Origin of the sequence: Streptomyces sp. NPDC048331 (assembly GCF_043201215.1) — a bacterium.
Taxonomy (GTDB): Bacteria; Actinomycetota; Actinomycetes; order Streptomycetales; family Streptomycetaceae; genus Streptomyces.
In genome coordinates, this window is sequence record NZ_JBICYT010000010.1 from 147,467 (window position 1) to 167,262 (window position 19,796).

The window sequence follows — 19,796 nt, forward strand, 5'->3', positions numbered from 1 at the left end:
CCGGGACGGGTCCGCCTCGCCGGGACGGGCGGGGTCTCGCCGGGACGGGCGGGGTCTCGCCGGGACGGGCGGGGCCGAGGTTCCGCGCAGCGGACCCGTACCCCGCCCACCGGGCCGCTCAGCTGAAGATGATCATCGAACCCTGGCCGAGGCTCCGCGTCGCGGCCGCGTGCAGTCCCAGCCACACGTACCGTTCACGGGCGAAGGGACTGTCGTCGTACGGGATCGGCCCCGCCGGCTCCTCCAGCAGCGTCGGCCGCCCCGGCGGCGCCGGTGCGGCGGGCGGGTTCCCCGGGTCTATCCCGATGGCGGGGGCCACGAACAGCAGCTCCCGCAGCAGCCCCTGTACGGACCCCAGCGGTCCGCCCCCGGCCAGCAGCTCCTCGTTCGCCAGTGGAGCCGCGAAGTCCACCGGTACATAGGCCCCGGCGTGGTCGTAGTGCCACACCAGGTGCGACTGCTGGGCCGTGGGCTCGAACATCTCCAGCAGCTGCTCGTAGTCCCCGCCCAGCTCGTCCACCGGGGTCACGGGCAGCCCGCAGAGCTGGAGCATGTACGCCCGCCTCAGGAAATGCAGGGCGTCGTAGTCGAAGCCGGCCACCGGGGCGACGTCCCCGCTCAGGCCCGGCATGTAGGCGAACACGGGCACGGACGGCAGTCCGGCCGCGCCCAGCGCCCTGTCGTACGAGGCGATCTCTTCCGCGAAGGGGTTGTCGGGGCTGTGGCACAGCACGTCGACAAGGGGGACCAGCCACAGGTCACAGGCCACTCGGCCTCCGATCAGTCGATGCCGCCGATCCGGCCAGCGTAGTGGGCCGGACACCCTCAGCGAAGGGGTGCGTAGAACCTCGGGGCTCATCAGGCCTTGTCGGGGCTCGGCGGACCCTGTCCGGGGCTCGTCGGGGTTCCGCCGGGCTCGGCGCGGCTCCGCAGGCCTCCTCGGGCGTCAGAGGCGGGCGGCCCAGGCCAGCGCGTGCTCGTTGTAGCCCTGCACTATGCCGCGCACCGCGTCGGCGTCGGCGAGCGTCACCGCGTCCACCAGCTCGCTGTGGCCGTCCCACAGCGCCGCCCGCAGCTGCGACTCGCGCTGGAGGTGGGGGACGGCGAAGACCCAGCACTGCACGCGGAGGCGGTGCAGGAACTCGGAGATGTAGGTGTTGGCGACCAGCCCGCTCAGCTCCCGCCAGAAGCGCAGGTCGTAGCCGATCAGCACTTCGAGCGAACCGCTCTGCGCGGCCCGGTGGGCCTCCTCGCCCCGGCGGCGCACCGACACCAGCAGCTCTCCGGAGCCGGGGGCCGTGCCGCGCTCGGCGAGGCGGCGGAAGATCCCGTCCACGACGAGCGAGCGGGCTTCGATCATTCCCCGGAAGTCGTCCACGGAGAAGATCCGCACGCGGAAACCGCGGTGCTGGACCAGTTCGAGCAGCCCTTGGGCGGAGAGGTCCACGAGCGCCTCGCGCACCGGGGTGGCGGAGACCTCGTACTGCTCGGCGATCTGCTTGACGGTGAACTCGGTCCCCGGAGGCAGGCGTCCCGCGAGCACCTCGTCACGCAGCGCGTCCGCGATCTGCTGGCGAAGTGTGTTGCGGGTGACAGCTCCGCTGCCTGGCATAGGGGTCCGTCTCCTGTCGTAGAGCTTCGGACACCATAGGCCAGACAAGGCGGCTGAAAACCGATCGGTAGCCAACCGATATCCGACATCCGGACCTGCCGTGCGGGGCGGGTGTCGGATGTCGGATCTCGGTCGTCGAAAAAGCCGGCCTAACCGGCCGTGGTGTGCCGGTCGGCGACCGTCAGCGCCTCGTCCAGCAGGGCCAGGCCCTCCTTGGCCTCCGCCTCCGTGACGTTGCAGGGCGGGACCACGTGGGTCCGGTTCATGTTCACGAAGGGCCACAGACCGGAGGCCTTGCAGGCCGCCGCGAACTCGGCCATCGGCGCGTTGTCCGCACCGGCCGCGTTGTACGGCACGAGCGGCTCGCGCGTCTCCTTGTCCCGTACGAGTTCCATGGCCCAGAAGGCGCCCAGCCCGCGGACCTCGCCGACCGAGGGATGGCGCTCGGCGATCTCGGCGAGCGCCGGGCCGATCACGTTCTCCCCGAGGTGGGCGGCGTGCTCGACGATGCCCTCCTCCTCCATCGTGTTGATGGTCGCGACGGCGGCGGCGCAGGCCAGGGGGTGGCCGGAATACGTCAGTCCGCCCGGGTAGGGGCGGGTGGCGAAGGTCTCGGCGACGGCGGCCGAGATGGCCACGCCACCGAGCGGGACGTAGCCGCTGTTCACGCCCTTGGCGAAGGTGATCAGGTCGGGGGTGACGTCCCAGTGGTCGGCGGCGAACCACGTGCCGGTGCGGCCGAAGCCCGACATGACCTCGTCCAGGATGAAGACGATGCCGTGGCGGTCGCAGAGCTCGCGCACGCCCGCGAGGTAGCCGGGGGGCGGGGTCATGATGCCGGCGGTGCCGGGCACGCTCTCCAGGATGATCGCCGCGATGGTCTGCGGCCCCTCGAAGGCGATGGTGTCGGCGAGGTGGGCGAGGGCGCGGGCGCACTCCTCGGCCTCGGTGGTGGCGTGGAAGGCGGAGCGGTAGAGGTACGGGCCCCAGAAGTGCACCACGCCGGCGGCGGCCGTGTCGGAGGGCCAGCGGCGCGGGTCGCCGGTCAGATTGATCGCGGCGGCCGTGGCCCCGTGGTAGGAGCGGTAGGTGGAGAGCACCTTGGCGCGGCCGGTGTGCAGCCGGGCCATGCGGACGGCGTTCTCGACGGCCTCGGCGCCGCCGTTGGTGAAGAAGATCTTGTCCAGGTCGCCCGGGGTCCGCTCGGCGATGAGGCGTGCGGCCTCGGAGCGGACGTCGACGGCGAAGCCGGGCGCGAGGGTGCAGAGCCGGGCGGCCTGCTCCTGGATCGCGGCGACGACCTTGGGGTGCTGGTGGCCGATGTTGGTGTTGACCAGCTGCGAGGAGAAGTCGAGGAATCGCTTGCCTTCGTAGTCCCAGAAGTACGACCCCTCGGCCCCGGCGACGGCGAGGGGGTCGATCAGGGCCTGGGCGGACCAGGAGTGGAAGACGTGCTTCCGATCCGCGTCCTTCACGGCGGCAAGGGTGTGCGAGGTGACATGAGGGGTCATGTCGTCACGCTAGAAGTGCGCAGGTGGGGCGGGATATCGGCGGACTGTATGGGGGTGGGGGGCCGCTCTCGGCAGTCTGTCTGCGCGGGGCCTGGAGCCCCCTCGCGGGATTGACAGCATCCTGTCGTTATGACAGTCTATTGTCATAGAGCACGAACCCACGCCGGAGGCGAAGCACCATGAGCGAGACCCCGCGCAAGCCCGTCCACCTCGCGGTCTACGACACGTACGCGGACTGGGAGACCGGCCACACCACCGCGCACCTCACCCAGCGCGGCCACACCGTGCGCACGGTCGGCCTGAGCGCCGCGCAGCCGGTCACCACCATGGGCGGCGTCCGCATCCAGCCTGACCTGGCCCTGGCCGACCTGCGACCGGAGGACTCCTCGCTGCTGATCCTCACGGGCGCGTCCCTGTGGGACACGGGCGACGAGCTGACGCCGTTCGCGGCCAAGGCCAGGGAGTTCCTGGCCGCCGGGGTTCCGGTCGCGGCGATCTGCGGAGCCACCGCAGGCCTCGCCCGCGAGGGCCTGCTGGACGGCCGGACCCACACCAGCGGCGCCTCCTTCTACCTGGCGGAGCAGCCCGGCTACGGGGGCGCCGAGGGCTACGTCGAGGCCGACGCGGTGACCGACGGCGACCTGATCACGGCGGGACCGACGGAACCGGTGGCGTTCGCCCGCGAGGTCTTCGCCCGGCTGGACGTCTACAAGCCGGACGTCCTGGACGCCTGGTACGGGCTCTTCCACGACTCGGACCCGGCCGCGTACCCGGTTCTGATGGCGGCATCGGCGGCCGGCGATGCGTGAGGCGACCCACGAGCCGCTGCCCGTCGGGGGCCTGCGGGAGCTGGGGGACGGGGAGCGCGGGGGCGGCGGGGGCGTCGCGGGCGGGGAGCTCGGGTCCTCGGGGCTCGGGTCCGGGGAGCTCGGATCCTCGGGGCTCGGGTCCGGGGAGCTCGGCGCCCGCGACCAGCAGGACCTGCTGAGTCGTACCGCGCTCGGGGTGTTCCGGCTCAACGGCCAGTTCCTCGCCATCTCGGAAGAGCTGGCGAAGCCGGCCGGGCTGACGGCCGCCTGGTGGCAGGTACTGGGCGCGGTGCTGCGGGAGCCGCTGCCCGTGGCGGGCATCGCCCGGAACATGGGCATCACCCGGCAGAGCGTGCAGCGCATCGCGGACCTGCTGGTCGCCAAGGGCCTCGCCGAATACGCCCCGAACCCCGCCCACCGGAGGGCGAAGCTGCTGCGGCCCACGGAGGAAGGGCGGGGCGCGGTCGACCGGATCGGCCCGGGACACGCGGCACTGGCGGCCCGCCTCACCGCAGAGCTGGGCGACAGCGCCTTCGCGGAGACGGTCCGCGCCCTGGAACGGCTGGCCACGGCGCTGGACGCGCTGGAATCCGCGGCCCCGGCCGGCACCGTTCCGGCGCCCGCGCCGGACTGATCCCCGGACTCGCTGAGCGATTGTGTCTAAGTCAATAAGCCTGCAAGCAAAGCTTGTTACGTATAACGGGGCCGGCGGACACTGCGCCACATGGAGCCGTTGAAGGTAGTGGCACAACTGTGGGAGCGAATCGAGGCACGCGACTGGAACGGCGTGGCCGAACTCATCGCCGAGGACGCGGTCATCGAATGGCCCGTGAGCGGTGAGCGGATCGTGGGGCGCGCCAACTTCATCGCCGTGAACAGCGACGACGCCTATACGGACGAGAGATCCGTGGAACTGCTACGGATCCTGGCCGACGGGAGCCTCGTGGTCACCGAAGTGGAGATACCTCAGGACCACGTCGTCTACCGGGCCGTCTCCCTCTGGACCGTGCGGGACGGGGAGATCGTGGGGGCGAGGGAGTACTGGACCAGCCCCGGCCAGGACCCGGCGCCCCGCTGGCGGGCGGGCTACGTCGAACCCCTGGTGGCAGACTGAGCCGCGTGCTCACCGCTCCGCTCGGCGCGAGCGGGCTCCTGGCGGCGCGAGCGGGCTCCTGGCGCTCCTCACCCTCGTCCCCGGCCCGGACAGGGCGAGCGTCACGGAACGGGCCGTCACCCGCGGGCGCGGCGACGGCCGTCCACCGTCGTCGGAATCGCCCTCGGAATCGCCGTCGGAATCGCCGTCGGAATCGCCGTCGGACCGACGATCCGGGACGCCCTCACCGTGGCCGCCCTCGCCCCACCGGGCCCGCGGTCTCTGCCTCGCAGGTATCTCCTGTCATACCTGAGAGCTACGTGCGAACACGGCTCCATGGCGTGACGCCGACCACGGGCCTGGATTTCTAACTTCGGTAGCAGAGAAGAGCGTTCACGGCTCTTCCGGCGACCGGAGGAAGAGGGCCATGGCAACGGAGACGGGGACGGGGACCGGCACGGGGACGAGGGCGGGGACGCGTAGCGGGAGCACGGAGGCGATCCGCTCGGCGGACACGGCGCTCGCCACGGGGAGGGCGGGGACCGGCGGCGGCCGGGCGCGCCGCGGCCTGCTGGCCGCTCTGGTCGCCGCTGCCGTGATCGTCCCCGTCTCCGCCGCCGCGTCCCCGAACGTCCCGGCCCCGACACCCGCCACGTTCTCCGAGAACGCCACCCCCCTCAGCCGGTACGCCGCCAACATCGCCAACATCGCCGATGCGGCCCGTACGGCCGAGGACGCCGACCGTCCCGGCCGGGCGGCCAGGCTGCGCGCCATGAGTGCGGCCGGATCGGCCCGGTTCCTCACCTTCGACGGCCGTGGCAGGGGGCGCGCCGTCGAGGTGTTCGGCGAGCTGGAGAGCGCCGACCGGGTCGCCGTGCTGGTCCCCGGCTCCGACACCACCCTGGACACCTACGAGCGGTTCCGTGCCGGAGCCGCCTCCCTCCAGCAGCGCCTGCGGGCCGAGCATCCGCGCTCCGCCGTGGTCGCCTGGCTCGGGTACGACACCCCCGGCACGGTGAGCACCACCGTCCTGAGCGCCGACCGAGCCGACGAGGCCGCCGCCGAACTGGGCCCCTTCCTCGACCGGTTGAGCGGTATATCGGCGCCCGGTGCCCGGCTCTCCCTGCTGTGCCACTCCTACGGCTCCGTGGCCTGCGCCCGGACCGCCACCGGATCCGCGGTCGGTGACGTGGTGTTGTTCGGCAGTCCGGGCACGGGGGCCGGATCAGCCCGGGAACTGCCGACCGCGGCTCGGGTCTGGGCCGGCCGGGGCAGCGACGACTGGATCGGCAACGTCCCGCACGTCCGGCTCGGCGGGTTCGGTTTCGGCACCGATCCGGTCGACCCCGCCTTCGGGGCCCGGGCCTTCGACGCCGGTGCGGTCGGGCACAGCGACTACCTCAAGCCGGGCACCGCGTCCCTCGACAGCATGGCCGCCATCGTCCTGGGCTCCACCCCCACGTCGGAGGCCGACCATGGTTGAGATCCGCGCCCGCTGGTCCACCCTGGCGGCGGGCATCGACGCGGCCACGCCGGCCGACCGTGACCGTGCCGTGGACGCGCTGCGGGCCTTCGCGATCCTCGGCGTGGTGCTCGGCCACTGGCTGGTCACCGCGCTGACCGCACACGACGGCGGTCTGAGCACCACCAGCCCGTTGGCGCACATGCCCTGGCTGGCCCCGATGTCCTGGGTGTTCCAGACCCTGTCCGTCTTCTTCCTGGTCGGCGGCCATGTCGCCGCCCGCGGGTACGCGTCGGCACGCGAACGCGGCGTCTCGTACGGAGCCTGGGCCGGGCGGCGACTGGGACGGCTGTTCCGTCCGGTCGCCGCCGTACTGCTCCTCTGGGCCGTCGTGGCGGGCGGGATGCTGATCGGCGGGGCGGAGCTGGACACCGTGCGATCGCTGGTCAAGCTGGTTTTGTCGCCGCTGTGGTTCCTGCTCGTGTTCGCCGCCCTCACCGCCGCGACCCCGCTCGTGGCGCGGATCGGCCCGCTGTGGCCACCGGTGGTCGTCGCCGCCGTCGACGTGTGGCGCTTCGGGCTGGACGGCCCCGCGTGGATCGGCTGGATCAATGTGGCGGCGGGCTGGCTCGTCCCCTTCACCCTCGGTGCCGCCTGGTCCCGAGGGGCCTTCGCCCGGCGCGGTCAGGCGCTGGTCCTGGTCGGCGGTGGCGTCGCTGCCACGGCCGCGCTGATCCTCTGGGGCGGGTACCCGGCGTCGATGGTGGGTGTCCCCGGGGCCGCCGTGTCGAACCTGAACCCGCCGACGCTCGCTGCGGCAACCTTCGGTCTGGCCCAGTGCGGGCTCGCCCTGCTGGTGCGGGAACCTCTGGCCCGAGCCATGCGGCGACCGCGGGTCTGGGCGAAGGTGGCCCTGGTGAACCTCTCCGCCATGACCGTCTTCCTGTGGCACCAGACCGCCATGATGGCCGTCACCGCCCTCGGGCTGCTCGTCTCGACCGACCTGCCCGGGCTGCACACGGTGCCCGACTCGATGGGCTGGACAGCGACCCGGCTGTTGTGGCTTCCGGTGTTCGCCGCGGCGTTGTCACTCTGCTGGGCCGCGTTCCGTGTCCACGAGCAGGCCTCGCGCCGGCCGAAGCGGTCCCGTGCCACCCGTACGGCCACGCTCCCCGGCCCCCGGGTGGCCCCTGACAGGGAGATCACCCATGTCTAGGGCCCGCCTTAGCCTGGACGGCGTGAACCAGCAGACCGAGCCACCCGCCGACGAAGTCCGCATCCGCCTGCCGCGCGGCCTGGCACGGGAGTTGTTCACCCTGCGACGGGACCCGCTGCCGAAGCTGTCGCGACCGCGCTGGCTGGCCTGGCTGCCGCATGTGGTCCTCTGCTACGTGGCCATCCCCTGCGGCGTCCTCACAGGGATGACGCTGAACGACCATTACGGGGTCATGGGTTCGGCCGTGCTGGGACTGTCGCTGCTGGCCTCCGCGTCCGTCCTGCTCAGCATGTTCCGGCCGATCGCGGCCTGGTGGCTGGGGCTCGTCACCGCCGGCCTGGTCGCCTGGACCATCCACGACCACATCGGCCCGGGGCAGTCCTGGCCCTGGACGCCCGCAGGGCCGTTCACGCTCGCGCCCGTGCTCCTGATGGTCGCCCTGCGGGTGCCGCCCCGGGTGACGGTCTCGGTCATCGGCATCACCCTCACCCTCAACGGACTGGCCGACATCGTCCTCAGGCCGCCGCAGAGCCAGACGATCATCGGAGGCGCGGCCCTCGTCTTCGGTTTCGTGGGGATCCTCGGCTACGCGCTCCGGGCCACCCGCCTCGCCCGCGGCAAGCTCGTGGAGCAGGAGACCCTCACCGAGGAGGAGCGGGCCCGGCGCACCTTGCTGGAGGAGCGCAGCCGCATCGCCCGGGAACTGCACGACGTCGTCGCCCACCACATGTCGGTGATCTCCATCCAGGCGCAGGTCGCCCCGCACCTGGTGGAGAATCCGTCGGAGGAGCTCAAGGAGAATCTGGCCGGCATCCGGGAGAACGCGCTGGAGGCGCTGACGGAGCTGCGCCGGGTACTGGGCGTGCTGCGGTCCGAGCGGCCCGACGATCCCGCGAACCCCCATCATCCGCAGCCCACCCTGGGCGACCTGGACGGCCTCGTGGACAACGTGCGGGGCGCCGGACTGGACGTCACGACCGAGATCGCGGGGATACGGCGGCCACTGACCCCGGGCGTGGAACTCACCGCGTACCGGATCGTGCAGGAGGCACTGAGCAACGCGCTGCGCCACGCGCCCGGATCGCGCGTGGAGGTCGGTGTCGCGTACGGGCCGCGCGATCTGCACCTGTGCGTGGCGAACAGCGCGCCGACGCGGTCGGCACCGCCGTCGCCCGGAGCGGGGCACGGGCTGCTGGGGATGCGGGAGCGGGCAGGCATGCTGGGGGGCGAACTGGCCGCCGGCCCGCGCCCCGACGGGGGGTACGAGGTGAGCGCCGTACTCCCGATGGATCCGCAGGACCTGCCGGCGGTCCCCGCCCCCGAGACGAAGAAGGCTTCATGAGCACCCCGATCAAGGTGATGATCGCCGACGACCAGATGATGGTCCGGCAGGGCTTCACCGTGCTTCTCGACGCGCAGCCCGACATAGAGGTCGTGGGGCAGGCGGTGGACGGGGCGGACGCGGTGGCGAAGGTCGCCGAGCTGGCTCCGGACGTGGTGCTGATGGACATCCGCATGCCGGGGATGGGCGGGATCGAGGCCACGTCGGTCATCACGGCGGTTCCGGACGCCGCCGTGAAGGTGCTGGTGCTGACCACCTTCGATCTCGACGAGTACGTGTACGAGGCGCTGCGTGCCGGTGCCTCCGGTTTCCTGCTCAAGGACGCGTCGGCCGACCAGCTCGCCGAGGCGGTGCGGGTGGTGGCGGCCGGGGAGGCGCTGCTCTCGCCGAACATCACGAAGCGGCTGATCAAGGAGTTCTCCCGGCTGGGGGCGCCGCGTGCGCCGTCGCGGGCCCGGATCGAGGCCCTGACCGAGCGGGAGACGGAGGTGCTGTCGCTGATCGCCCAGGGCCTGTCGAATGCCGAGATCTCGGAGCACCTGGTGCTGGCCGAGCAGACGGTGAAGACGCATGTGAGCCGGATCCTGGTGAAGCTGGGGCTGCGGGACCGTACGCAGGCCGCGGTGTTCGCGTACGAGACGGGCCTGATCCGCCCGACGGGCTACTGAACGCACCCGGGTAGTACTTGAGAGGGACCCCTGGAAATCCCCATCAGCGGCGACGCGGACGAGGGCGGCACGGACCTACGGTGGTGTGTATGACCGAGACGACCACCGGGGGGACATCCCGGGCACCTGAGTTCCGACTGGCATCCGAGGTGATCGCGACCCTGCGCCGGGATCTCGTCACGGATGCCTTCGCCTACCGGCCGCTGCCGCCGGCGGACACCTCCGGGCGCTTCGTGCGCCGGCTTCCCGGGATGCTGCGCCGGTACGCGCCGTGGCGGCGGCATGCGGCGGTGGGCTTCCTGGCCTTCTTCGTCGGGACGATCTCGCTCAACACGCAGTCGGCCGCCTGGGGTGACCTGGGGCCGATCGCCATGACGTTGCTGACGGTGACGCCGGTCCTGATGACGCTGGTGCGGCCGGTCGGCGCGTGGTGGGCTGCCATCGCGATGACGGTGGTGACCGCCGGCATAGGGGGTGGCATCAACTGGCCTTGGACGGACGGCAGTTTTGCCGCGTACATCGTGGTCATGTTCCTCGTCACGCTGCGGACCGGGCCTCGGGTCGCGGCCTGGATGTGGACGCTGACCCTCGTCCTGGGAACCGGGCTCTCCCTGGTGTTCAACGGCCGATGGGGATCGAACGTGCCGGAGATGGCGCTGACCTCGGCCTTCGCCCTGGTGATCGCCGGCAGCATCCAGATACGTCGGGACGCGAAGGCGGAGGTGAGCGCGCAGCAGGAGGTCACGGCCGTCGAGCGGGACAAGCGGACGCTGTTGGAGGAGCGGACCACGATCGCGCGGGAGTTGCACGATGTGGTGGCGCACCACATGTCGGTGGTGGCCATCCAGGCGGAGGCCGCGCCGTACCGGGTGCAGAACCCGCCGCCGGAGCTGGAGGCGGCGTTCGTCACCATCCGGGAGAACGCGGTGGCGGCACTGACGGAGCTGCGGCGGGTGCTGGGTGTGGTGCGCTCCGCGGACTACGCGGCCCCGGACGCCCCGCAGCCGACGCTGGCCTCGCTGGACGGGCTGCTGGCCAATGTCCGGGAGGCCGGGCTGAGCGTGGAGAAGACGATCACCGGCGCGGTGCGGGAACTTCCGCAGGGCGTGGAGCTGTCGGCGTACCGGATCATCCAGGAGGCCCTGAGCAATACGCTGCGGCACGCGCCGGGGGCGGCGGCCGAGGTGGAGGTCTCGTACGTGCTGGGTGGCCTGGGCATACGGATCGTCAACGATCGGGCGATCGGGGACGCGCAGCCCTCGCCGGGGGCCGGGCACGGGATCACCGGCATGCGGGAGCGGGTGGCCATGCTGGAGGGCGAGATGACGGCCGGCCGGACGCCGGCGGGCGGGTACGAGGTGGCGGTGTTCATACCGGTGCCCCACCGCGGCGAGCCGGCGCCGGAGCCGAAGGAGGGCACGGTATGACGATCAGGGTGTTGATCGTCGACGACCAGGTGATGGTGCGCGAGGGGTTCTCCGTTCTGCTGAACGCGATGGACGGCATCGAGGTGGTCGGGGAGGCCGTCGACGGCCGGGAGGCCATCGAGCAGGTGGCGGCGCTGCGGCCGGACGTGGTCCTGATGGACATCCGGATGCCGCGGATGAACGGGCTGGAGGCCACGCGGGAGATCGTGGCCGCCGACACGGACGCGAAGGTGCTGGTCCTGACGACCTTCGACCTCGACGAGTACGTGTACCAGGCGCTGCGCGCCGGGGCCTCCGGGTTCCTGCTCAAGGACGCGTCGGCCCGTCAGCTGGCCGACGGGGTAAGGGTGGTGGCGGCCGGGGAAGCCCTGCTGGCGCCGTCGGTGACCAAGCGGCTGATCGTGGAGTTCTCGAAGATCTCCGAGGCCCGCAAGCTCGCGGACCCGGCGGGCACGGGGGAGCTGACGGAGCGGGAGACGGAGGTGCTGGTACTGATCGCGCAGGGGTTGTCCAATGCGGAGATAGCCGACCGGTTGGTCGTCGCCGAGTCCACCATCAAGACCCATGTGAGCCGGATCCTGGTGAAGCTGGGCCTGCGGGACCGGACCCAGGCGGCGGTGTACGCGTACGAGACCCGCTTGGTGACACCCGCCTGATCGGGCTCGGCTGCCCTTTAGGGTGCGGGGATGGGCTTTGATCCGTGGGATGCCGCGTTCGTCGCCGATCCGTATCCGGCGTACCGGGAGTTGCGGGAGCAGGGGCGGGCCATGTGGTGGGAGGCCACCGGGCAGTGGCTGGTGCCGCACTACGCCGATGTGAGTGCGCTGCTGCGGGACCGGCGGCTGGGGCGGACCTACCTTCACCGCTTCTCGCACGAGGAGTTCGGACGGCAGGCGCCGCCACCGGAGCACGAGCCCTTCCACGTGCTCAACGGCAACGGCCTGCTGGACCTGGAGGATCCCGCGCACGCGCGGGTGCGCAGGCTGGTGGCGAAGGCCTTCACCCCGCGGACGGTGGAGCGGCTCGTGCCCGCCGTGCGACGGCTGGCCGGGGAGCTGGTGGGGCGGTTGCGCGCGGATGGGGGCGGGGATCTGCTCACCGTCGTCGCCGAGCCGCTGCCGGTGGCGGTGATCGCGGAGCTGCTGGGCGTGCCCGAGGCGGACCGGGGGCCGCTGCGGCCCTGGTCGGCGGACATCTGCGGGATGTTCGAGCTCCGGCCGGACGAGGAGACGGCGCGACGCGCGGTGCGGGCGAGCGTGGAGTTCAGCGAGTACCTCCGGGGGCTGATCGCCGAACGGCGAAGCCGCCCCGGGGAGGATTTGATCTCCGGGTTGATCGCCGCTCACGATGAGGAGGGGCGGCTGAGCGAGCAGGAGATGATCTCCACCTGTGTGCTCCTGCTGAACGCCGGGCACGAGGCCACCGTCAACACGACGGTCAACGGGTGGTGGGCGCTGTTCCGCAATCCCGCGCAGCTCGCCGCGCTCCGCGCGAGCCGCGATCCCGAAAAGTTGTCCACAGCTGTGGATGAACTCATGCGGTACGACACTCCGCTCCAGATGTTCGAACGCTGGGTGCTCGACGACATCCGGATCGGTGACACCGTCATCCCCCGCGGGGCCGAGGTCGCGCTGCTCTTCGGGTCCGCGAACCGGGATCCCGCGCGGTTCGAGGATCCCGACGTGCTGGACCTCGTACGGGCCGACAATCCGCACCTGACCTTCGGGGCCGGGATCCACTACTGCCTCGGAGCGCCCCTGGCGCGGCGGGAGTTGGAGGCCTCGTTCGGTGCGTTGCTGGCGGACGGCGTCCCGCCACTGCGGCTCGTCGAGGAGCCGCGGTGGCGGGACGGGTACGTCATCCGGGGGCTGCAGGAACTGCTGGTGGAGTTCTAGGGCCGCCGGGCCCCGAGCCCCGAGCCCGGCCCCCGAGCCCGGCCCCCGGGCCCCCGGGCCCCGGGCCCCCGGGCCGGCCGGTCTCTACGCGATCATGTCGCGGCGGCGCAGGGCGCCGAGGCCCGCCGCCGTCAGGGCCACCGCCAGGGCGGTCAGGGCCGCCGCCGGGGCCAGGTCCAGGTCCTGTGCTCCGGGGAGCCGGGGCAGGTGGGCGAAGGGCGAGAGGTTCAGGACGGCCTGCGGGAGGTTCAGCGCCGGGCCGACCCAGCCCAGGGCCAGCGCGCCCCCGGCCACCGCCCAGGCGGCCGCCGCGTACCGCGGGACCGCGCCGTGGAGCAGCGCCGCCAGGCCCCCGATCAGCCACACCGCCGGGAGTTGGGCGAGCGTCGCCCCGATGGCCGCGCCCGGCTCCCGGCCGTGCCCGATGCCGAGCCCGAGGCCCGCCGACAGCAGGATGAGCGCCGAGCCGCCGAACGCCACGGCCAGGTGGCCCCCGGCCCAGCGCAGTCGGCCCACCGCGTTCGCGAGCAGCGGCTCCGCGCGCTGCCCCGACTCCTCGCCGGCCAGGCGCAGCACCGACGAGACGGCGTACAGGGCGGCGACCATGCCGAACATGCCGGCCATCGTGGCGAGGAAGGCATCGGTGAGCGCGCCCGATCCGCCCTGCGCGCCCTGCCCGCCCATCCGTTCGACGATCTCGCGGGTCCGGTCGTTGTCGCCGACCAGGTCCGCGGCGCCGTCCGCCATCCCGCCGAAGACGACACCCGCGATCAGGAAGCCCACGCTCCAGCCCAGTACGCTGCCGCGCTGCAGCCGCCAGGCCAGCGCGCCCGCCGTGCCCAGGCGCCCCTCGGCCGGCCCCGGTCGGGACGGCAGGAAGCTCATACCCAGGTCACGGCGCCCGGCCAGCACGTAGGCGGCGCCCGCCTGCGCCACGACGGCGGCGGCGAACAGGAGGAGCACCCACCAGCGTTCGGCGGCGAAGGCCCGTACGTTCTCCACCCAGCCGAGCGGCGAGGACCAGGTCAGCGCCGAGCGTCCACCCTCCGTACCGGCGTCGCCGGCCGCCTTCAGGACGAAGGCGGCGCCGAGCGCGGCCGCCGCGATCCCCTTGGCGGCGCGAGCGCTCTCGGTCAGTTGGGCGGCGACGGCGGCCGTACAGGCGAAGAACATCCCGGTGGCGGCGACGGCCAGCCCGAGGGCGAACGCCCCGGGCGCGCCATGCCCCGCGAGACCGCCCGTCACGAGCAGGGCGACACCGGCGTCGGCCACGAGGGCGGCGAGCAGGGCGGCGGTCAGCGGAGCCTGTCGCCCCACCATCGCGGCGGAGAGCAGTTCCTGACGGCCGGTCTCCTCCTCCTCGCGGGTGTGTCGGACGACGATGATCAGGCTCATGGCGGCCGCGAGAACGGCGGCGTAGACGCCGCCCCGCCAGGCGGTCAGACCGCCGAGGGAGTCCTCGAAGACCGGTCCGTACAGGGCGCGCATCGAACTGCTGGTGTTCATCGAGGTGGCGACCCGGGCCCGTTCGGCGGCGGTGGCGTACACACTGCCCAACGACCCGGGCATGCTCACCACCATGAGCGTGGTGGCCAGGACCCACACCGGCATCATCACGCGGTCGCGACGCAGGCCGAGTCGCAACAGCCCCCCGGTTCCCGCCAGTCGGTTCTTCATCGGGACGCCTCTTCGGTGTAGTGGCGCAGGAAGAGCTCTTCGAGGGTGGGCGGGGTCGAGGTCAGCGAGCGCACCCCCGACCCGGTGAGGGAGCGCAGTACGGCGTCCAGCTTGTCGGTGTCGGCCTGGAGGCGGACCTTGTGCCCCTGCACCTGGACGTCGTACACGCCGGGCAGGTGGGCGAGGCCGTTCGGCGGGCCGGCCAGCTCGGCGCTGATCGACGTGCGGGTGAGGTGGCGGAGTTCGGCGAGCGTGCCGGTCTCCACGGTGCGGCCCTTGCGGATGATGCTGACCCGGTCGCAGAGGGTCTCGACCTCGCTGAGGATGTGCGAGCTGAGCAGGATGGTGCGGCCGGCGGCGCGCGCCTCGGTGACGCAGCTCTGGAAGACCTCCTCCATCAGCGGGTCGAGGCCGGACGTGGGTTCGTCGAGGACGAGCAGTTCGACGTCGGAGGCGAAGGCGGCGACGAGGGCGACCTTCTGCCGGTTGCCCTTGGAGTACGTGCGCCCCTTCTTGGTGGGGTCCAGCTCGAACCGCTCGACGAGCTCGGCGCGCCGGGTCCGGTCGAGGCCGCCCCGCAGGCGTCCGTAGAGGTCTATGACCTCGCCGCCGGAGAGGTTGCGCCACAGGGTGACGTCTCCGGGGACGTAGGCGACGCGGCGGTGGAGGGCGACGGCGTCGGCCCAGGGGTCGCCGCCGAGGAGTTCGGCGGTGCCGGAGTCGGCGCGCAGCAGGCCCAGCAGGACCCGGATGGTGGTGGACTTGCCGGCGCCGTTGGGGCCGAGGAAACCGTGGACCTCGCCGGTGGTGACCGAGAGGTCGAGTCCGTCCAGTGCGCGAGTGCGGCCGAACGCCTTGTGGAGGCCGGCAACGCTGATTGCCTTCGTCATGCTTCCGAACGTACGCTACTTTCACAAATTTATGAAGCTTGAGAATCTCAGGAATCACGTAAAGTCAGGAAGGTGGCAGATGACATGGTGAACGCGGACGCGAGGACCGATACGGATCCCGGTACCGATGCCCGGGACGGCGACGCCGTCTCCCGCTTCGTCGAGCGGTTCGCCGCGCAGCTGACCGAGGCCGGGATGCAGCGGATGGCCGCGCGCGTCTTCGCCCAGCTGCTGGCCAGCGACGGCGGCGCGATGACCTCGGCGGAACTGGGCGAAGCCCTGCGGATCAGCCCGGCCGCGGTGTCGGGCGCCGTGTCCTACCTGACCCAGGTCAACATGGTCAGCCGCGAACGCGAACCGGGCTCCCGCCGCGACCGCTACGTCCTGCACAACGAGCTCTGGTACGAGACCTTCACGCGCCGCGACCAGGTCCTGACCCTGTGGGAGAAGACCCTGCGCGAGGGCGCGGCCACCCTCGGCACGGACTCACCCGCCGGGGCCCGCGTCGCGGAGACGGCGGCGTTCTTCGAGTTCATGCAGGGCGAGATGCTGGGCCTGATGGACCGCTGGCGGGCCCACAAGGCGACGATCGGCCTCGGCTGAGCGGACCGGTCGAAGGCCGACCGAAGGCCGACCGAAGGCACGTCGACTCCGGTCGAAGGCCGTTGGAGGGCCGGTTCGGCCGGTGATCGAATCCGGAAGCACCGATACCCGCAGACGGGACACCTCACGCGTGCCATCCTGGAACGCATGAACCTGGAGGACCTGGTACGGCTGCGCCGCGCCCGGGACATGATGGACCGCGAGTACGCGGAGCCGCTGGACGTTCAGGCACTCGCGAACGTCGCCCTCATGTCGCCGGGACACTTCTCCCGCAGCTTCCGCACCGCCTTCGGGGAAACCCCGTACAGCTACCTCATGACCCGCCGCGTCGAACGCGCGAAGGCGCTGCTGCGCCGCGGCGACATGAGCGTGACGGACGTCTGCTTCGCCGTCGGATGCACCTCGCTGGGATCCTTCAGCTCGCGTTTCACCGAGCTCGTCGGCGAGACCCCCAGCGCCTACCGGGCCCGCAACCACGACGACGGCGCGGCCATCCCGGCCTGCGTCGCCAAGATCCTCACGCGACCGGTCAGGATCGGAGAAGCGAAATCCGCACCCTCCTCGTAGCGTCGACGGCATGGACATCAACCTCTCCCAGTGCTTCATCGCAGTCGACGACCACGACAAGGCGCTCGCCTTCTACCGCGACGTCCTCGGCCTGGAGGTCCGCAACGACGTCGGGTTCGAGGGGATGCGCTGGGTGACCGTCGCCTCCCCCACCCAGCCGGACGTGGAGATCGTCCTCGAACCGCCGCTCGCCGACCCGGGCGCCTCGGCGGCCGACCGCCAGGCCATGGCGGAGCTGCTGGCCAAGGGCCTGCTGCGCGGCGTGATCTTCTCCACCGACGACGTCGACGCCACCTTCGAGCACATCCGGGCCGCCGGCGGGGAGGTGCTGCAGGAGCCGGTCGACCAGCCGTACGGCGTCCGCGACTGCGCCTTCCGCGACCCGGCGGGCAACATGCTCCGCTTCAACCAGCCCCGCAAGCACTGAGGACCGACTGCCTCAGGAGTCCGCGCAGGAGTCCGAGCAGCCGGCCCGCCCGAGAGATGGAGACACGATGAGCAGGGCCACCGAGCCGGACTCCCGCCCCACCGGACCTCAGGCACCGCAGGCGCAGCACGCTGCCGACAGCCACGGTCTGATCCGCGTGCACGGCGCGCGCGTGAACAACCTCAAGGACGTCAGCATCGAGATCCCCAAGCGCCGCCTGACGGTGTTCACCGGAGTCTCCGGTTCGGGCAAGAGCTCGCTGGTGTTCGACACGATCGCCGCCGAGTCCCAGCGGATGATCAACGAGACGTACAGCACCTTCGTCCAGGGCTTCATGCCCACGCTGGCCCGCCCCGAGGTCGACGTACTCGACGGACTCACCACCGCGATCACCGTCGACCAGCAGCGCATGGGCGGCGACCCCCGCTCCACGGTCGGCACCGCCACCGACGCCAACGCCATGCTGAGGATCCTCTTCAGCCGGCTCGGGAAGCCGCACATCGGCCCGCCCAGCGCCTACTCCTTCAACGTCGCCTCCGTCCGGGCCAGCGGCGGCATCACGGTCGAACGCGGCGCCGCCAAGACCAAGACCGTGAAGGCGACCTTCTCCCGCACCGGCGGCATGTGCGTGCGCTGCGAGGGCCGCGGCTCCGTCTCCGACATCGACCTCACCCAGCTGTACGACGACTCCAAGTCGCTCGCCGAGGGCGCGTTCACCATCCCCGGCTGGAAGTCCGACAGCTTCTGGACCGTGCGCGTCTACGCCGAGTCGGGCTTCCTCGACCCGAACAAGCCGATCGCGAAGTTCACCAAGAAGGAGATGCAGGACTTCCTCTACCGGGAGCCCACCAAAGTCAAGGTCGAGGGCGTCAACCTCACCTACGAGGGCCTCATCCCCAAGATCCAGAAGTCCTTCCTGTCCAAGGACAAGGAAGCGATGCAGCCGCACATCCGGGCCTTCGTGGAGCGGGCGGTCACCTTCACCGTCTGTCCCGAGTGCGAGGGTTCCCGGCTCAGCGAGGGCGCCCGGTCCTCGAAGATCGAGAAGATCAGCATCGCCGACGCCTGCGCCATGCAGATCAGCGACCTCGCGGAGTGGGTACGCGGCCTCGACGAGCCCTCGGTGGCCCCGCTGCTCACCGCGCTGCGGCTCACCCTCGACTCGTTCGTGGAGATCGGCCTCGGCTACCTCTCGCTCGACCGCGCCTCGGGCACCCTGTCCGGCGGCGAGGCGCAGCGCGTCAAGATGATCCGCCACCTCGGCTCCTCGCTCACCGACGTCACCTACGTCTTCGACGAGCCGACGATCGGCCTGCACCCGCACGACATCCAGCGCATGAACGACCTGCTCCTGCGGCTGCGCGACAAGGGCAACACGGTGCTCGTCGTGGAACACAAGCCGGAGACGATCGCGATCGCCGACCACGTCGTCGACATCGGCCCCGGCGCGGGCACCGCCGGCGGCACCGTCTGCTACGAGGGCTCCGTCGAGGGGCTGCGCTCCGGCGGCACCATCACCGGCCGCCACCTCGACGACCGGGCCGCGCTCAAGCCGTCGGTACGCAAGCCCACCGGCGCGCTGGAGATCCGCGGAGCCACGGCGAACAACCTGCGCGATGTCGACGTCGACATCCCGCTCGGGGTGCTCACGGTCGTCACCGGCGTCGCCGGATCGGGCAAGAGCTCGCTGCTGCACAAGTCGCTCTCCCCGGACGCGGACGTGATCTCCATCGACCAGGGCGCGATCCGCGGCTCGCGGCGCAGCAATCCGGCGACCTACACCGGGCTGCTCGACCCGATCCGCAAGTCGTTCGCCAAGGTCAACGGGGTGAAGCCGGCCCTGTTCAGCGCCAACTCCGAGGGCGCCTGCCCGAACTGCAACGGCGCCGGGGTCATCTACACCGACCTGGCGATGATGGCCGGTGTCTCGACCACCTGCGAGGAGTGCGAGGGGAAGCGGTTCGACGCGTCGGTGCTGGAGTACCACCTCGCCGGCCGCGACATCAGCGAGGTGCTCGCGATGTCGGTGACCGAGGCCGAGGAGTTCTTCGGCGCGGGCGAGGCGCACACGCCCGCCGCCCACCGCATCCTCACCCGGCTCGCCGACGTCGGCCTCGGCTACCTCAGCCTCGGCCAGCCGCTCACCACGCTGTCCGGCGGCGAGCGGCAGCGGCTCAAGCTGGCCACCCACATGGCGGAGAAGGGCGGCGTCTACGTGCTCGACGAGCCGACCACCGGCCTGCACCTCGCCGACGTGGAGCAGCTGCTCGGCCTGCTCGACCGCCTGGTGGACTCCGGGAAGTCCGTGGTCGTCATCGAGCACCACCAGGCGGTCATGGCGCACGCCGACTGGATCATCGACCTCGGACCCGGCGCCGGACACGACGGCGGCCTGGTCGTCTTCGAGGGCACCCCCGCCGACCTCGTGGCGGACCGCTCCACCCTCACCGGCGAACACCTCGCGGCGTACGTGGGCGCCTGACCTCGCGGCCCCTGACCCCGCGGCTGACCCCGCGGCGCCCGAGCGGCCCCCGGCCCCCTGCCCCCTGCCCGTTTCGGTGGCAGGGGGCCAGGTGCCGGGGAGCCGTCAGCCGCGG

At 71.8% G+C, this 19,796-nt stretch carries 19 protein-coding genes; 14 read left to right on the forward strand and 5 right to left on the reverse strand.

What is annotated here, in order from left to right; all coding sequences use genetic code 11:
• Positions 1-118: 118 nt before the first annotated feature.
• The 3 genes from ACGFYY_RS17140 to ACGFYY_RS17150 all read right to left on the reverse strand — a co-directional run bounded on the left by ACGFYY_RS17140 (position 119) and on the right by ACGFYY_RS17150 (position 3,123).
• Positions 119-769 (reverse strand): hypothetical protein, encoded by a 651-nt coding sequence (locus tag ACGFYY_RS17140; RefSeq protein WP_393710171.1) that lies wholly within the window; start codon positions 767-769, stop codon positions 119-121.
• A 177-nt stretch (positions 770-946) separates the two neighbouring features.
• A complete protein-coding gene (locus tag ACGFYY_RS17145) occupies positions 947-1,612 on the reverse strand; it encodes a GntR family transcriptional regulator (protein ID WP_365266750.1) in 666 nt (221 codons plus the stop codon).
• A 149-nt stretch (positions 1,613-1,761) separates the two neighbouring features.
• Positions 1,762-3,123, reverse strand: coding sequence for an aspartate aminotransferase family protein (locus tag ACGFYY_RS17150; RefSeq protein ID WP_393710173.1), 1,362 nt, complete (start codon positions 3,121-3,123; stop codon positions 1,762-1,764).
• Positions 3,124-3,302: 179 nt separating this feature from the next.
• Here ACGFYY_RS17150 and ACGFYY_RS17155 point away from each other — a divergent pair, with 179 nt between their 5' ends.
• From ACGFYY_RS17155 to ACGFYY_RS17200, 10 genes are all read left to right on the forward strand, one after another.
• A complete protein-coding gene (locus tag ACGFYY_RS17155; protein WP_393710175.1) occupies positions 3,303-3,932 on the forward strand; it encodes a DJ-1/PfpI family protein in 630 nt (209 codons plus the stop codon).
• Between the two features lie 172 nt (positions 3,933-4,104).
• The gene (locus tag ACGFYY_RS17160; protein ID WP_393710310.1) at positions 4,105-4,566 is read left to right on the forward strand and encodes a MarR family winged helix-turn-helix transcriptional regulator; all 462 of its coding nucleotides are present in this window, start codon (positions 4,105-4,107) and stop codon (positions 4,564-4,566) included.
• 90 nt (positions 4,567-4,656) lie between these two features.
• Positions 4,657-5,046, forward strand: coding sequence for a nuclear transport factor 2 family protein (locus ACGFYY_RS17165; RefSeq protein ID WP_365266746.1), 390 nt, complete (start codon positions 4,657-4,659; stop codon positions 5,044-5,046).
• A gap of 406 nt (positions 5,047-5,452) precedes the next feature.
• The gene (locus ACGFYY_RS17170) at positions 5,453-6,508 is read left to right on the forward strand and encodes an alpha/beta hydrolase (protein ID WP_393710178.1); all 1,056 of its coding nucleotides are present in this window, start codon (positions 5,453-5,455) and stop codon (positions 6,506-6,508) included.
• The gene (locus ACGFYY_RS17175) at positions 6,501-7,703 is read left to right on the forward strand and encodes an acyltransferase (protein WP_393710180.1); all 1,203 of its coding nucleotides are present in this window, start codon (positions 6,501-6,503) and stop codon (positions 7,701-7,703) included. Before ACGFYY_RS17170 ends, ACGFYY_RS17175 begins: the two co-directional genes overlap by 8 nt.
• 22 nt (positions 7,704-7,725) lie before the next feature.
• Entirely contained in the window at positions 7,726-9,045 is a 1,320-nt protein-coding gene (locus tag ACGFYY_RS17180) for a sensor histidine kinase (protein WP_393710182.1), read from the forward strand.
• Positions 9,042-9,713, forward strand: coding sequence for a response regulator (locus ACGFYY_RS17185; RefSeq protein ID WP_393710184.1), 672 nt, complete (start codon positions 9,042-9,044; stop codon positions 9,711-9,713). Before ACGFYY_RS17180 ends, ACGFYY_RS17185 begins: the two co-directional genes overlap by 4 nt.
• A gap of 89 nt (positions 9,714-9,802) precedes the next feature.
• Positions 9,803-11,140: a sensor histidine kinase gene (locus ACGFYY_RS17190; protein ID WP_393710186.1), complete on the forward strand. Its 1,338-nt coding sequence runs from the start codon at positions 9,803-9,805 to the stop codon at positions 11,138-11,140.
• On the forward strand, positions 11,137-11,796 hold the full coding sequence (locus ACGFYY_RS17195; RefSeq protein ID WP_030755796.1) for a response regulator transcription factor: 660 nt from the start codon (positions 11,137-11,139) through the stop codon (positions 11,794-11,796). Before ACGFYY_RS17190 ends, ACGFYY_RS17195 begins: the two co-directional genes overlap by 4 nt.
• Before the next feature lie 30 nt (positions 11,797-11,826).
• On the forward strand, positions 11,827-13,035 hold the full coding sequence (locus tag ACGFYY_RS17200) for a cytochrome P450 (protein WP_393710188.1): 1,209 nt from the start codon (positions 11,827-11,829) through the stop codon (positions 13,033-13,035).
• An 84-nt stretch (positions 13,036-13,119) separates the two neighbouring features.
• Here the strand turns inward: ACGFYY_RS17200 and ACGFYY_RS17205 are convergent, their stop codons facing one another.
• Together ACGFYY_RS17205 and ACGFYY_RS17210 are read right to left on the reverse strand one after the other, a co-directional pair.
• Complete coding sequence (locus ACGFYY_RS17205) at positions 13,120-14,712, reverse strand: ABC transporter permease (RefSeq protein WP_393710190.1); 1,593 nt, start codon at positions 14,710-14,712, stop codon at positions 13,120-13,122.
• Positions 14,709-15,602: an ABC transporter ATP-binding protein gene (locus ACGFYY_RS17210; RefSeq protein ID WP_328962335.1), complete on the reverse strand. Its 894-nt coding sequence runs from the start codon at positions 15,600-15,602 to the stop codon at positions 14,709-14,711. The genes ACGFYY_RS17205 and ACGFYY_RS17210 overlap by 4 nt, the downstream gene beginning before the upstream one ends.
• Positions 15,603-15,686: 84 nt before the next feature.
• Here ACGFYY_RS17210 and ACGFYY_RS17215 point away from each other — a divergent pair, with 84 nt between their 5' ends.
• From ACGFYY_RS17215 to ACGFYY_RS17230, 4 genes are all read left to right on the forward strand, one after another.
• Positions 15,687-16,205 (forward strand): GbsR/MarR family transcriptional regulator, encoded by a 519-nt coding sequence (locus ACGFYY_RS17215; protein WP_393710312.1) that lies wholly within the window; start codon positions 15,687-15,689, stop codon positions 16,203-16,205.
• Between the two features lie 147 nt (positions 16,206-16,352).
• A complete protein-coding gene (locus ACGFYY_RS17220; protein WP_030726507.1) occupies positions 16,353-16,772 on the forward strand; it encodes a helix-turn-helix domain-containing protein in 420 nt (139 codons plus the stop codon).
• Between the two features lie 10 nt (positions 16,773-16,782).
• Positions 16,783-17,199: a VOC family protein gene (locus ACGFYY_RS17225; RefSeq protein WP_150258505.1), complete on the forward strand. Its 417-nt coding sequence runs from the start codon at positions 16,783-16,785 to the stop codon at positions 17,197-17,199.
• Between the two features lie 67 nt (positions 17,200-17,266).
• Positions 17,267-19,681 (forward strand): ATP-binding cassette domain-containing protein, encoded by a 2,415-nt coding sequence (locus ACGFYY_RS17230; RefSeq protein WP_393710193.1) that lies wholly within the window; start codon positions 17,267-17,269, stop codon positions 19,679-19,681.
• Positions 19,682-19,796: the final 115 nt, after the last annotated feature.